This window comes from Campylobacter sp. RM10537, from assembly GCF_022369435.1.
GTDB classification, from domain to species: Bacteria; Campylobacterota; Campylobacteria; order Campylobacterales; family Campylobacteraceae; genus Campylobacter_D; species Campylobacter_D molothri.
Genome location: NZ_CP059597.1, coordinates 1,138,936 through 1,152,382 on the forward strand (window position 1 = coordinate 1,138,936; position 13,447 = coordinate 1,152,382).

The following is a 13,447-nucleotide window of genomic DNA, read 5'->3' on the forward strand; positions in this document are numbered from 1 at the left end:
CTTTTTTATTTTTAAATTCTTTTTTTATCCTTCTTATCTCAAACCATAATTTGATATACCCCCCCCCCATACCAATTATTGTTAGCTTTTATTAAAGCTTCTCCTAATTTATAAGATAAATGTTCTTTAAATTTTAAAGCCTCATTATAATCAGGATAAGATTCTAAAGGAGGTAATTTTAAAGAAGGATCTTTTTTTATTTTTTCTTGATAAATTTTTTGTTCTTGTTTGTGTTTATCTTTTATATAAGATAAAACATAAGGCATTCTTATATAACCTAGTATGCTTTTTGAATTTTCTATCATAGCTTGACCTAGTTTATAAGAAAGTTGGTTTTGAATTCTTGCTTTAGCTGAATTAGCTTGAGAATTTGATAATTGAGTCTTTAAAGCATTGATTTGATTTTGCAAGGGCATTAATTTAATCAGATCCATTACGCTGCAATACTCATCTATAATTTCTTTATACCACTCTATTGAAGATATAAGGTGATTAAAATTATATTCTTTTTCAATTTCTATGTTTTCTCTGATTAAAGCTTTGAAATCTATATTTTCATTATGATAATTTCCTTCAGTAGAGGCAAGAAGAAGTCCTACAAATCCTACAGAATTATTTTTGCTTAAAATTGTTGTATTTTCAGTTATTTTGATATTTCTATTATAGGTATCGAAAAAAATGAAACTAGATAATCAATATTTCTATTAAAAGAATTATTTGTATTTTTATTCTTTATTTCAAGCTCACAATTATTTTGTTCATTCCAAATATGAACTCCTAAAATAGTATGACCATGATATATCTTGTTAAATTCTAGTTCATTTTTTAACTCATAAATTTCTTCTTGACAAAGCCAGCTTGATTTATTTTTAAAATTATTTTCATCGATATTTTCCATTTCTCTAACGTTTAAAGCAATAAATTTAGGATTATCATTTAATATATTTAATTTTTTAGGGAAAGAAAAATTTTCAATATTATTAGCTATTTTTTCACCAATTTCTCTCGTAATAAAATCAAAACCATGAGCCTCATCTCTTCTTATAAAATCATACAAATTTTTCTTAAGATAATATTCATTTAAATCAATGATATTAAAACCGTATTTATTGATTAATTTTTTATGTAAAGCATAAACTAATTTTGAGCATTGTATGTTATGCCACTTTTGAGGATTTGGAAAAGAAAACAAAGAATTTTTTTATTTAGAAAATATAATTCTTTATGTAACCAATTGATAACTTGATAACTTTTAAAAAATAATTCAATTGAATTGTAGCGACCTATATCATTAACATTAGATGTATTTATAATTAAATCTGCATTTTTTAAAATTTGATCATTTCTTTTCAATTCATATAAATTTTGTAAAGCAGGTGTTAAACCTAATGATAAATTTATTACATTAATTCCTTTATTTTTTAAACCTTGTGTGATTCCATTTTTAAACGCAAAATTACTTTCGCCAAGTAAAACTACATTTTTCTTATCCATAAAAAAATTCCTAATTATTATTTTGTTATAATTTTAAAAAACTTATTTTATCAAAAAAATAATTCAAAATTTAAATAATATTTATAAGTATAAGAAACATTAATAAATTAAAAATTTGCTCCAGAGCTAAGCTCCCATATCGGCAAAAAAATACCAAGAGCTAATAATAAAACCAAAATTGCGACAAATAAGGTCATCAAAGGCTCAAGTAAAATTAAAAATTTATCTATAAGATTTTCCATTTTATTTTCATAATATTTTGAAATTTCCTCAGTTAAAAATTCAAGTTTTGAACTTTTCATCGCAATATTGAGCATAGAAAGAACCAAAGGATCAAATATGCCTATTTTCTTAAAAGCATGAGTGATTTCAAGTCCAGAATCTATAAAAGATAGAAGTTTTTTGTATTTTGAGATAATTTGTTTATTTTCAAGTCCTAAAATTGCTAAATTAAAAGCTTTAGAAAGTGAAATTCCATTTTTTAAAAGTAAAGAAAAAACCATAAAAAAATAATAATTTTGACTATAAATAATGAAATTTGAAAATAAAGGTATTTTTAAAAAAATAAAATCACAAATATAGGCAAAAAAATAAGATTTTTTATACATAAAATAAACAAAGATAAAAATAAATACCAATAAAAAAGCAAATACAATAACGTAATTTTGCAAAAAATCATAAATTTGAAGCATTATAATGGTTATTAAAGGTAGATTAATATTTAAATTTTCAAATAAATCTTTAAAATTAGGTATTACAAAAAGCATCAAAAAAATAAAAGCTGCACAAATACTAATAAAAACAAATAAAGGATATCGCATAGCCTTTTTAAATCTCTTTTTATTTTCTAAACTTTTTTCTCTAAGTTTAGCAATTTGTAAAAAATTTTCACTCAATTTCCCAGTGCTTTGTGCCGTTTTTATTAGGGCTAATTCTGCATAATTTAGTCCAAAATTAGCATTTTCAAAAGCAAGATTTAAATTTTGTCCTAAAAGTAAATTATCAAGAACTTTATTTATACCTTTAAATGAATGAATTTTTACAAGCTCCTTAAAAGCTTCCTGTATACTTAATCCAGCTTCACAAAGCAAAGATAATTCTTTAAAAAAGAGTATAAAATACTCGCTATTTATTTTTCTAACATAATTTTTTTGTTTCTCTTTAATGCTAATAATTTTCCAATTTTTATCCAAAGCTTTAGCTTGTGCAGTGTTTAAATTTTCAGCCTTGATGAGTTTTTTATATCTTTTTTGCGCTTTAATGATTTCAAGCTCATAAAGTTTCATTTAAAACCCTCAAGAGCTCATCTATACTTGTAATACCTTCTCTTGCTTTTTGCAAACCTTGTTCAAACATAGTTTGAAAACCTTTATTTTTTGCAAGTGCTAAAATTTCATTTTTGCTTTTATTTTCTCGAATAGCTTGAGAAATCTCATCATCTACCTTTAAGCACTCACCAACTAATTCTCTACCTATAAATCCGCTTTGATGACAATATTCACAACCTTTAGCTTCAAAAAAATTCCCTTGAAATTGTTTGTATTGATTACTCTTTTGTTTGCACCTTGGACAAAGCTTTCTAACCAAACGTTGTGCGATAATCACGCTAAGTGCAGAAGCGATTAAATAAGGTTTTGCTTTCATATCTAAAAGTCTATCTATAGTCGAAAGTGCATCATTTGTATGCAAGGTACTTAAAAGCAAATGTCCAGTTAAAGAAGCTTTCAAGGCTATATCAAGGCTTTCTTCATCTCTAATCTCACCTATCATAATAATATCAGGATCTTGCCTTAAAATCGCTCTTAAGGCATTATTAAATTCAAATCCTGCCTTAGGATTAAGTAAAATTTGCTGAATTAGAGGCATTTTATATTCTATAGGATCTTCTGCTGTAATGATTTTCTTTTCTATACTCTTTAACACATTCAAACAAGCGTATAAAGTAGTACTTTTACCACTTCCAGTTGGACCTGTTAGCAAAATCATTCCATGGGGTGATTTTAAAGCTTTTTTCAAAATATCAATATTAATCTTTCCTAAATTTAATTTTTCAAGTTCTAAAATTTCTTTATTATGCTTTAAGATCCTTATAACTACACTTTCACCATTTGATAGAGGCAATGATGAAATTCTAAAATCATATTTATTTTCTTTAAATTCAAGTTCAAAACTACCATCTTGGGCTTTTCTTGATTCTGCTACATTTAAATGTGCTAAAAATTTAATATGAAAAATCAAAGCTTCATAAATATCTTTTTCAAGATTAACAAATTTTTTTAAAATCCCATCCACTCTAAATCTTATCAAGGCATCATTTATTCTAGATTCTATATGAATATCACTTGTATTTATTTTAAGTGCTTCTTCAAGGATAAAGTAAAAAATTTGACTGATACAAGTTTGATTTTCTTTTACACCTTCTTGCCATTCAAGTTTAAGTTTAATACTTAGTTTTTTTAGCTCATCTTTAATACGAAGAATATTTAAAAATTTTATAATTTTAAACTCATCAGCAAGTGCAATTTCTATTTTTTCAATATCTGTAAAAATTTTTATTTGCTCTAAAAGCTCTAAAGAGCAAGGTTTTGCACCGACTATATATAAAATATTTTCATTTTTTATTGGTAAAACTTCAAATTTTAAAAGAATACTAAAGGGAAAATTTTCACAAAATTTCTCATCAAATTCATTTAACTCAATAAATTTTATATTTAAAAAAGATGCTAAAGCTTTTAAAAAATCTTCACTTTTTATACTAAAATTTTGATAAATTTGTTCAAGATTTATTTTTTGACTTAAATAATCTTCAAATAAATTTTGATCAATCATTTTCTAACTCTTTTTCAATTAATCCATAAGAATCCAAATAGGCATCTAAAGCTCTTTTAGCTTCATCTTGATAACCCAAAGCTATTTGAGCCTTAGCAAATATTAACCAAGAATCTTCAGCTTTTTTATCAATATCATTAGCTTTTAATGCCCAAAAAATAGATTTTTTATAATCCTTGATTTGATAATATTCTCGAGCCAAAATTAAAGCTCGCTCATAATTAGGATTTTTATAAAAACTATTTTTTAATATAGCAATATTAAATACTTTAGAATCAATTTGTATCTTAGAATTGCTTGCCTTGGTGATATTATTTTCTTGTATAAATTTTTCCCTGATTATTTTATTTTTTTCTTGTAAAATCTTAGCTTTTATGATATTTTGCTCTAACTTTTTTTTATAATTTAAAGCTTCAGAGGATATTGATTTTTGTTTATAATGATTTTGCACAATTAAAAAAATAACACCAATTAATAAAGCAGTAAAAAGAAAATAAAATAAAATTTTAAAAATTTTTTTCAACAAATATTTTTTATAAGCGCTCTCAAGCTCACGCACTCTTTCTTGTAAATTCATTTTAAAAATCCATTTTCCAAAGCACAAAGCTTTAGTACATAATCTTGGCTTTTTGTATTTTTAAAATAAAGATTGAGCTCATAAAAACTTTTAAGCATTTTATCAACATATCTTAAATTTCCTTTATAAAATTTCATTATTATTTTCATTGCTTTATTAGAAAAATTAATGTTAAATTTTAATTGGATATATTGATGAAGCTCTTGAGTATTAAGTTTTTCAAGCCAAAAAATTGTTTCAAAACGACTTTTAAAATAATCTTTATTAAAAAGATCTATTTTTTTATGAGAACTCAGTATAAAACTCATTTGATCGCTATAAATTCGAATTAGTTCTAATATTTTTACCTCATACATGCCCACTTCATCAAGAATTAAAACGTCCTTTTTTCTTTTTTTAATAATATCCTTGAATTCTTTTTCATCTGAAAAAATTTCATCAATATAATCAATATCATGATATTTTGCTATTCTTTGCAATAAAACACTTTTACCACTACCACTCAAACCACATATTAAAATTAAGGTTTTGTGTCTTAAACTCTCATTGATCTTTGAAAAAATTTCTTCTCTTAAACTAATAATTTTACTCATAATATTTAAATCCTAAATCCCTAAGACTTGGAAAATTAGCATTATCGACTATAGTGGGTGTTATAATAAAAACAATTTCTGTAACATCAGATATTTCCTCGTTGGATTTAAATAAAGATCCTATTAAAGGAATATTGGATAAAAAATTAACAGAATTCTTATTTTCACCATCATTTCTTGAAATAAGTCCACCCAAAATAAGAGTTTGATTATTTTCAACTTGTACAACACTTGATAACTTTTTTTGTATTGTATCTGGAGCAATAGTGCGTGGATCTTTTTGTCTTTTTTTATCTTCTGGATATTTAAAATCACTCAAACTTGGGTTAATTCTAAGCATTATTCTACCATCATCAGAAATTTCTGGCAAAATATTAAGCAAAATTCCTATAAAAATAGAATAATTACTATAACTTTCACTCACAGTTGTTCCATTTTCTGTTCCTTTAGAGCTTTCTTTAACTTGATAATTAATTGTATCTCCAACTGAAATAATGGCTTGTTGATTATTTAAAGCCATAAGCTTAGGATTGGAAAGTACATAAGTTTTTCCATTTTGGGAAAGAAAATTAATAATAGATTCAAAATTTAAATTTGCCCTAAAACCTAAATTTTTTATAAAACCTTTTCCATTTTGAAAATGAATAAAAGAATTTTCACCACTTTTTGTTTTAGAATTAAAATCTAAATTAAAATTTTGCCAATTTATACCGCTAGAATGGCTTTTATTAAGATTAACAGCAATAATACTTACATCAATAATCACTTGCTTTTTTAAACGATTTTCAAGTTTTTGCAAATATTTTTCAACTCGTTCTAGTTGAGTATGAGTACCTGTAACTATTATAATTCCAGCATTTGAATTGACTATTGGTGCCTTTGTTTCATAAGTTTCATAGGAAGAATTAATCAACATGGTAATTTCTTTTTCTATATTTTGCCAAAAATCAAATTTTTCCATGCTTTTAATCATATTATCTTCATTATCTTCAGATGAAGTTTTAAATTCACTTTGCCTTGGTTTTGCATCCACCGAAGCTTTGGTAATACTCTGCCCTTCTCTAACTGAAGTAATATAACTTATTTTAAAAATTTTTGTCTTTAAAGCTGAAATTTTTAAAACCTTACCATTAAATTCGTAAAATAAATCATGCTCTTTAATCAAAAGATTAAAAATCTCATCTAAACTCATTTGATGTATATTAATATCATTTTGAATAGTTTTTAATCTTTCTTTAGCAATCTTATCTTTGACAATAATACTAAAAGAACAATAATTTGCAAGTTCTCTAAGACTTTCTTCTAAAGTTGTATTTTCATGAATATTAATATCAAATAAACGTTTTTGGCAATCTAAGGCATAAAGAATTTGAGTAAAAAATAAAAGCTTAATAAATATTAATTTTATCATTGGTTTTAAAATTGATTTTAAAATTTAAAGCATCATATTGCAATACAATATCTTTTTTATTGATTTCAACAATTAAGGCACCATCGATTATATCACCTTTTTTATACCAATGATTATTGATTTTTACTTGATTTAACATGATAGCTGCTATATTGAGTTTTTTGATCTTTTCAAAAGTAGGATTTAAAAAAGGATTTTGAAGGTTTTCAAGATCTATATTGCATTTGGAATTTAAAGATCTAAAATACTCTTCAAAATCATCTTGTGCCATTGTAAAAGCAAAACATAAACAAATGGTACAAAAAAATCTTTGCTGCAAATTTTAGCTTTCAGCTTCGTTGCTAAAATCAGCCATAGCAATACGCTTTAATTGTCTATAACGACGTTGAGCATCTTTTTTATTTCTTTCAAACAATTCTTTTGCATGTTCTGGGTTTGATTTTTTCAAAGCATTATAACGAACTTCATTCATTAAAAAGCTTTCATAAAGATCCCATTCTGGCTCTTTTCCAGTTAAAGTTAATGGATTCTTTCCTTGCTCTTCTAAACGAGGATCAAAGGTATAAAGTGGCCAATAACCACATTTTGTGGCAAGTTCACTTTGCTCTCCAGAGTAACCAAGACCACCTTTGATACCATGTGCTATACAAGGAGAATAACAAATAATCAAAGAAGGGCCATCATAAGCTTCAGCTGCAACTAATGCTTTAACTAAATGGCTATAATTTGCAGCAGAATTAACTTGAGCCACATAAATATAACCATAAGTCATTGCAATTTGTCCTAAATCTTTTTTCTGAATAGGTTTACCCGCTGCAGCAAATTGTGCTACGGCTCCAGTACGAGATGATTTAGAGCTTTGACCTCCAGTATTAGAATAAACTTCAGTATCAAGCACTAAAATATTTACATTCTCTCCGCTTGCTAAAACATGATCAAGACCACCATATCCAATATCATAAGCCCAGCCATCGCCACCGAAAATCCAGTGAGATTTTTTACTTAAATATTGTTTTAAATCTAAAATTTCTTGAACTGCTTTAATATTTTTATTTTGTTCTAAAATTGGAACTAATTTATTTCTAATTTCAATTGAAGCAGCGCTATCATTTTTATTTGCAATCCAATCTTTAAAAAGCGCCGCTAAAGCATTAGGTACTTGTTGCATATTTTCATTCATAATAGCTTCAATACGGTGTCTTGTATTTTCAGTGGCAACTTTCATACCTAAACCAAATTCTGCATTATCTTCAAATAAAGAGTTACCCCAAGCAGGACCGTGTCCATTTTTAACACTTTTTCTATATGGAGTAGAAGGAGCTGAAGCACCATAAATTGAACTACAACCTGTTGCGTTAGCTATAATCATTCTTTCGCCAAATAATCTTGTAATTAAAGTAATATAAGGAGTTTCTCCACAACCTGGGCATGCACCGTGGAATTCAAATAATGGTTGTGCAAATTGTGCGCCTTTTGTACTTTCTTTATTTAAAATTTCATCTTTATAGGTAATTTCTTTAAATAAATAATCAGCATTTTCTTGCTCTCCAAAATCCATTTCTTCTTGAAGTGGAACCATTACCAATGATTTTTCTTTAGTTGGACACTCATGAACACAAAGCTCACAACCTGTACAATCAAGAGGAGAAACTTGAATTTTAAAGCTTAATTTTTCACCCTTAGTTCCTTTAGCCTCTAGAGCATGCTCTTTAACTCCTCTTGGAGCTTTTGCCATTTCTTCATCATTAATCAAGAATGGTCTAATAACAGCATGTGGACACACAGAAGCACATTGGTTACATTGGATACAATTTGCCTCAATCCATCTTGGAACCATAACACCTACACCACGTTTTTCATATTCAGTAGTACCGTGCTCAAAGCTTCCATCTTCATAACCCAAAAATGCTGAAACAGGTAAATCATCACCTTTAGCAGCATTCATAGGCTTAACAATTTTTTCAACAAATTCGGTACCTTTATAAGCATTTGTTTGTTCTTTTTCTTTATTAATTTCTAAATTTTTCCAATTAGGATCTACTTCTACCTTTACAAGCCCATCTGCACCAACATCAATAGCTTTGTAATTCATTTCTACAATAGCATCACCTTTTTTACTATAAGATTTATATGCAAATTCTTTCATATATTTTTGCGCATCTTCATAAGGAATGATTTTTGCAAGTTTAAAGAATGCTGATTGCATAATAGTATTTGTACGATTACCAAGTCCTATATCGCGTGCTAATTTTGTTGCATTGATAATGTAGAAATTAATTTCTTTTTCTGCTAAAGTCTTTTTGACAGAATTAGGAATTTGTCTGATAGTTTCTTCAGCACTCCAAATACTATTTAAAAGGAAAGTTCCACCTTTTCTAATTCCTGCTAATACATCATAAAGTTCAAGATAGGCTGCTACTGAACAGGCTATAAAATGAGGTGTTGATACAAGATAGGTCGAACGAATTGGTTTTTTAGAAAAACGTAAATGGCTTCTTGTATAACCCCCTGATTTTTTAGAGTCGTATGCAAAATAAGCTTGTGCATAAAAATCAGTTTTATCTCCGATAATTTTAATAGAATTTTTATTAGCACCTACAGTTCCATCTGCACCTAATCCATAAAATAAACATTCTATAGTACTTTCATCTCCAAGAGAAATTTTTTCACCGGTTGGTAAAGATGTATGAGTTACATCATCTACTATACCTACTGTGAAACCATTTTTCGGATTATCAAGTTTTAAATTTTCAAATACAGCAATCATTTGTGCAGGATCAACATCTTTTGAAGAAAGTCCATATCTTCCGCCTACAATAATTGGTGCATTTTCTCTTCCATAGAAAGCTGATTTTACATCAAGATAAAGAGGTTCTCCTAAGCTACCTGGCTCTTTAGTTCTGTCAAGTACTGCAATTTTTTTGACTGATTTTGGCATTACATCAAAGAAATATTTTAAACTAAATGGTCTATAAAGATATACTTTAAAAACACCAACTTTCTCACCTTTGGCATTTAAATAATCTACAACTTCTTCAAGAGCTTGAGTCACAGAACCCATAGCAATGATAATACGATCAGGTTCTTTGTGTCCATAATAAGTAAATGGCTTGTATTCTCTACCAGTAATTTTTGAAATTTCTTGCATATATTCATTAACAACATCTGGTAAAGCATCATAAAAACGATTTGCTAATTCTCTAGTTTGGAAGTATATATCATCATTTTGCGCGGTTCCGCGTGTTTTTGGATGTTCTGGATTTAACGCACCATTCCTAAATTCTAATAAGGCTTTTCTGTCCAATAATCTATCAAAATGTTCATAATCCATCACTTCAACTTTTTGAATTTCATGACTAGTTCTAAAACCATCAAAAAAATGTAAAAATGGAACTCTACCTTTAATCGCAGCTAAATGTGCTACTCCAGCCAAATCCATAGTTTCTTGAACAGAGTGAGAACAAAGCATTGCAAAACCAATTTGTCTAGCTGCATATATATCTTGATGATCTCCAAAAATAGATAAGGCTTGAGATGCCAAAGAACGTGCTGCAACATGTATAACACAAGGTAAAAGTTGTCCTGCAATTTTATACATATTTGGAATTTTTAATAATAAACCTTGAGATGCAGTATAAGTTGTTGTTAAAGCACCTGCTTGTAATGATCCGTGAACACTACCAGCCGCACCTGCTTCACTTTGCATTTCTACTATTTTTACAGGCACTCCAAATAAATTTTTCTTTCCTGCAGCAGCCCATATATCTGTATAATCTGCCATAGGAGAACTTGGAGTGATAGGATAAATACCAGCTACCTCTGTAAAAGCATATGCTGCATAAGCAGCAGCTTCATTTCCATCCATAGTTTTCATTACTTTACTCATTAAGACCTTCCTTAACCAATATTTTTTATCAGCAAGACTATACTACGAATTCTCTTAAAAGGTGTTTAACAAAAACTTCAAATTTGTTTAATATTTAGTATATAGATAATTGCCTCATATGCATTTGGAAAAATTTGAGAGTATTTTTTTAATTCATCTTCATCGCCATAACCACAACTTAAAGCTATAGGGGTAATATTAGCAGCTAAAGAAGCTTGTATATCTAAAATAGTATCACCAATCATATAAGCATTTTCTTGAGTTTTATTTAGTCTATTTAATGCTAAAAGTATAGGTTCTGCATCTGGTTTTGGATTTTTAACATCATCAAGAGTGATTAAAGTTTTAAAAAATTTCTTAATGTTTAAAGATTCAAGCAAAATAGGAGTGAGGGTTCCACCTTTGGTTGTTACTATGCCTAAATCAGCAAAATTATAAGCAAGATGTAATGCTTGATCTACTTTTGGAAGCAAAGTTGTTTGCTCTAAATAAATTTTAGAATAACATTCTCGATAAATTTTAACAAATTCATCAATTAAATTAAAATAATCAGGATAGAGCATTGCAAACATATTCTTTAATGGATAACCTATAAGATTTTTAATTTTTATATCTTCTTTGATATCTAAATTAAGAATTTTCAATGCATCTTTAAATGAATTTAAGATGGCATTTGTTGAATCTATCAAAGTGCCATCTAAATCAAATAAAATAGTATATTTCATTATTTTTGTTCGAGTATAAATTTAGCCTCTACTCTTCTATTATCGGCTCTTCCTTTTTTAGTAGAATTGCTAGATCTAGGATGCTCTTCGCCATATCCTATAGTCTTGATACGATTTTTATCAACTCCATATCTTTCAAGCTCTTTAGCAACACTTTGCGCACGTTTTTCCGAAAGCTTTTTATTGTAAATTTTTGAACCTATATTATCAGTATGCCCTTCAAGTATAGTATTGTAATTTTTATTTTCATCTAAGATCTTAGCAATTTTCTTAATTTTTTGACTAAAAACTGGATTAATATTGGTTTTATTAAAGCCAAAATGTCCCTCTAGAGAAATGATTTTTTGTTTGCCACTCTCATCAAATACATATGTTTTTGTTTGAGTATTTTCTTCAATTTGTCTAGCTAAAGGCTGTGTAGATTCATTTTTTATACTTTGTTTTTTTTCTCCACCAAAACCGAAACTAATGCCTAAGGTTGTAACCCAATTATGATTAGCATCATTAAAATCAATTTGATCTCTTGTTTCAAGTCTTAAAGCCAAAGAATCACTTAAATTAAATTTAATCCCAGCTCCATATTGTCCAAATCCGCCACTTTTATTATCATAAGCAGCATTAGAAAAATTCTCATAACCGCCACCAGCTAAACCATAAAAATAAAATCTTTTATTTAAATCAAATCCCTTAATCGCATTTAAATAAGTTCTTGATATATCTGTAGTTTTGTTACTATTAGTATATTTTACATTTGAATAATATTCAAAACCTAATTCCACTTGATCTAGCCAAAAATCATCAAAATGATAACCGAGTCGAATACCAGGAGCATAATGATTTTTCATATCTAAATTACCCTCAAAATAATTATAATTGAAAGTTGGAGTCACTTCAAATTTAATATTTTGATCAGCACCAAATAAAGCACTTACTAAACTTAAACCTAGCAATAACCTTTTCATAAAAATCCTTCAATTGATAATAAATTTTAAACATAAAGATTATAGCATAAAAATAGAAAAAGAAAGAAAAAATTAGAATATAAAAATATGCAGCGAGAAAATTCTCGCTGTAAGAATTAACGTTTAGAAAATTGAGGGCTTCTTCTTGCTTTGCGACGACCGTATTTTTTACGCTCTACAGTTCTGCTATCTCTTGTTAGAAGTCCTTTTGGTTTTAATAAGGCTCTAAAATCTGCATCCATAGCTGCTAAAGCTCTTGCAATACCATGTCTTAAAGCTTCAGCTTGTGCACTATAGCCACCACCTAGAGTAGTCGCTTTAATATCCATAGAAGTTTCTTGCTTAGTGGCAAGTAAAGGTTGAACAACCTTAAGCTTAATAGCCTCATGTCCACCAAGCCAAGTATTTAGATCAACACCATTAACACTGATTTTGCCACTACCTGGTTTTATCCAAACTTTTGCAATAGCAGTTTTTCTTTTACCTGTTGCATATGTTGTTGCCATATTATTTTCCTTCTTTAGCAATTTGTGCTGTATGTGGATGCTCACTGCCAGCATATATTTTTAATTTTTTAAGCATTGCTCTACCCAAATTTGTTTTAGGAAGCATACCTCTAACTGCTAATTTATATAATTTAGCAGGATTTTTTTGAAGCAAATCTCCAAATTTTTCACTTTTTACACTTCCAAAATATCCAGAATGTCTATGATAAAGCTTATCTTCAGCCTTATTAGCACCTGTAAATACAGCTTTTGATGCATTGATAATGATTACATAATCTCCACAATCAACATTAGGTGTAAAACAAGGTTTATTTTTACCTCTTAAAATTGTCGCTACTTCGGTTAAAAGACGACCAAATCTTTTTCCTTCTGCGTCTAAAACAATCCATTCTCGCTTTACTTCGTTTGGCTTTGTTATCTTTGTCATATTTTTTACCTTTGCCAAAAATTTAAAATGTGATTGT

General features: G+C 27.9%; 14 protein-coding genes. All 14 read right to left on the bottom strand.

What is annotated here, in order from left to right; genetic code table 11:
* Positions 1-38: 38 nt before the first annotated feature.
* Positions 39-434, bottom strand: a complete 396-nt coding sequence (locus CMOL_RS05770) for a hypothetical protein (RefSeq protein ID WP_239820084.1) — start codon at positions 432-434, stop codon at positions 39-41.
* Between the two features lie 209 nt (positions 435-643).
* Complete coding sequence (locus CMOL_RS05775; protein ID WP_239820085.1) at positions 644-1,192, bottom strand: hypothetical protein; 549 nt, start codon at positions 1,190-1,192, stop codon at positions 644-646.
* Complete coding sequence (locus tag CMOL_RS05780; protein ID WP_239820086.1) at positions 1,138-1,494, bottom strand: glycosyltransferase; 357 nt, start codon at positions 1,492-1,494, stop codon at positions 1,138-1,140. The genes CMOL_RS05775 and CMOL_RS05780 overlap by 55 nt, the downstream gene beginning before the upstream one ends.
* Before the next feature lie 107 nt (positions 1,495-1,601).
* A complete protein-coding gene (locus CMOL_RS05785) occupies positions 1,602-2,780 on the bottom strand; it encodes a type II secretion system F family protein (RefSeq protein WP_239820087.1) in 1,179 nt (392 codons plus the stop codon).
* Entirely contained in the window at positions 2,767-4,323 is a 1,557-nt protein-coding gene (locus CMOL_RS05790; protein ID WP_239820088.1) for a GspE/PulE family protein, read from the bottom strand. The genes CMOL_RS05785 and CMOL_RS05790 overlap by 14 nt, the downstream gene beginning before the upstream one ends.
* Positions 4,316-4,900 (bottom strand): transformation system protein, encoded by a 585-nt coding sequence (locus tag CMOL_RS05795; RefSeq protein ID WP_239820089.1) that lies wholly within the window; start codon positions 4,898-4,900, stop codon positions 4,316-4,318. Before CMOL_RS05795 ends, CMOL_RS05790 begins: the two co-directional genes overlap by 8 nt.
* Complete coding sequence (locus tag CMOL_RS05800; protein ID WP_239820090.1) at positions 4,897-5,493, bottom strand: ATP-binding protein; 597 nt, start codon at positions 5,491-5,493, stop codon at positions 4,897-4,899. The genes CMOL_RS05795 and CMOL_RS05800 overlap by 4 nt, the downstream gene beginning before the upstream one ends.
* Complete coding sequence (gene mshL / locus CMOL_RS05805; protein ID WP_239820091.1) at positions 5,486-6,904, bottom strand: pilus (MSHA type) biogenesis protein MshL; 1,419 nt, start codon at positions 6,902-6,904, stop codon at positions 5,486-5,488. The genes CMOL_RS05800 and mshL overlap by 8 nt, the downstream gene beginning before the upstream one ends.
* Complete coding sequence (locus tag CMOL_RS05810; protein WP_200281994.1) at positions 6,882-7,175, bottom strand: transformation system protein; 294 nt, start codon at positions 7,173-7,175, stop codon at positions 6,882-6,884. The genes mshL and CMOL_RS05810 overlap by 23 nt, the downstream gene beginning before the upstream one ends.
* 51 nt (positions 7,176-7,226) lie before the next feature.
* Complete coding sequence (gene nifJ / locus CMOL_RS05815; RefSeq protein ID WP_200281976.1) at positions 7,227-10,790, bottom strand: pyruvate:ferredoxin (flavodoxin) oxidoreductase; 3,564 nt, start codon at positions 10,788-10,790, stop codon at positions 7,227-7,229.
* A 77-nt stretch (positions 10,791-10,867) separates the two neighbouring features.
* Positions 10,868-11,515 carry an HAD family hydrolase gene (locus CMOL_RS05820; protein ID WP_239820092.1) on the bottom strand — a complete coding sequence of 216 codons (648 nt, stop codon included), beginning with the start codon at positions 11,513-11,515 and terminating at the stop codon, positions 10,868-10,870.
* Complete coding sequence (locus CMOL_RS05825) at positions 11,515-12,477, bottom strand: OmpA family protein (protein ID WP_239820093.1); 963 nt, start codon at positions 12,475-12,477, stop codon at positions 11,515-11,517. The genes CMOL_RS05820 and CMOL_RS05825 overlap by 1 nt, the downstream gene beginning before the upstream one ends.
* Before the next feature lie 116 nt (positions 12,478-12,593).
* Positions 12,594-12,983, bottom strand: coding sequence for a 30S ribosomal protein S9 (gene rpsI, locus CMOL_RS05830; RefSeq protein ID WP_200281969.1), 390 nt, complete (start codon positions 12,981-12,983; stop codon positions 12,594-12,596).
* Between the two features lies 1 nt (position 12,984).
* The gene (gene rplM / locus CMOL_RS05835) at positions 12,985-13,410 is read right to left on the bottom strand and encodes a 50S ribosomal protein L13 (protein ID WP_137621578.1); all 426 of its coding nucleotides are present in this window, start codon (positions 13,408-13,410) and stop codon (positions 12,985-12,987) included.
* Positions 13,411-13,447: the final 37 nt, after the last annotated feature.

Excerpts from the sequence above, each read along its gene's own strand:
- CMOL_RS05770 (WP_239820084.1), bottom strand. The coding sequence starts at position 434 with ATGGATCTGATTAAATTAATGCCCTTGCAAAATCAAATCAATGCTTTA.
- CMOL_RS05780 (WP_239820086.1), bottom strand. The coding sequence starts at position 1,494 with ATGGATAAGAAAAATGTAGTTTTACTTGGCGAAAGTAATTTTGCGTTT.
- CMOL_RS05785 (WP_239820087.1), bottom strand. The coding sequence starts at position 2,780 with ATGAAACTTTATGAGCTTGAAATCATTAAAGCGCAAAAAAGATATAAA.
- CMOL_RS05790 (WP_239820088.1), bottom strand. The coding sequence starts at position 4,323 with ATGATTGATCAAAATTTATTTGAAGATTATTTAAGTCAAAAAATAAAT.
- CMOL_RS05795 (WP_239820089.1), bottom strand. The coding sequence starts at position 4,900 with ATGAATTTACAAGAAAGAGTGCGTGAGCTTGAGAGCGCTTATAAAAAA.
- CMOL_RS05800 (WP_239820090.1), bottom strand. The coding sequence starts at position 5,493 with ATGAGTAAAATTATTAGTTTAAGAGAAGAAATTTTTTCAAAGATCAAT.
- mshL (WP_239820091.1), bottom strand. The coding sequence starts at position 6,904 with ATGATAAAATTAATATTTATTAAGCTTTTATTTTTTACTCAAATTCTT.
- CMOL_RS05810 (WP_200281994.1), bottom strand. The coding sequence starts at position 7,175 with ATGGCACAAGATGATTTTGAAGAGTATTTTAGATCTTTAAATTCCAAA.
- nifJ (WP_200281976.1), bottom strand. The coding sequence starts at position 10,790 with ATGAGTAAAGTAATGAAAACTATGGATGGAAATGAAGCTGCTGCTTAT.
- CMOL_RS05820 (WP_239820092.1), bottom strand. The coding sequence starts at position 11,515 with ATGAAATATACTATTTTATTTGATTTAGATGGCACTTTGATAGATTCA.
- CMOL_RS05825 (WP_239820093.1), bottom strand. The coding sequence starts at position 12,477 with ATGAAAAGGTTATTGCTAGGTTTAAGTTTAGTAAGTGCTTTATTTGGT.
- rpsI (WP_200281969.1), bottom strand. The coding sequence starts at position 12,983 with ATGGCAACAACATATGCAACAGGTAAAAGAAAAACTGCTATTGCAAAA.
- rplM (WP_137621578.1), bottom strand. The coding sequence starts at position 13,410 with ATGACAAAGATAACAAAGCCAAACGAAGTAAAGCGAGAATGGATTGTT.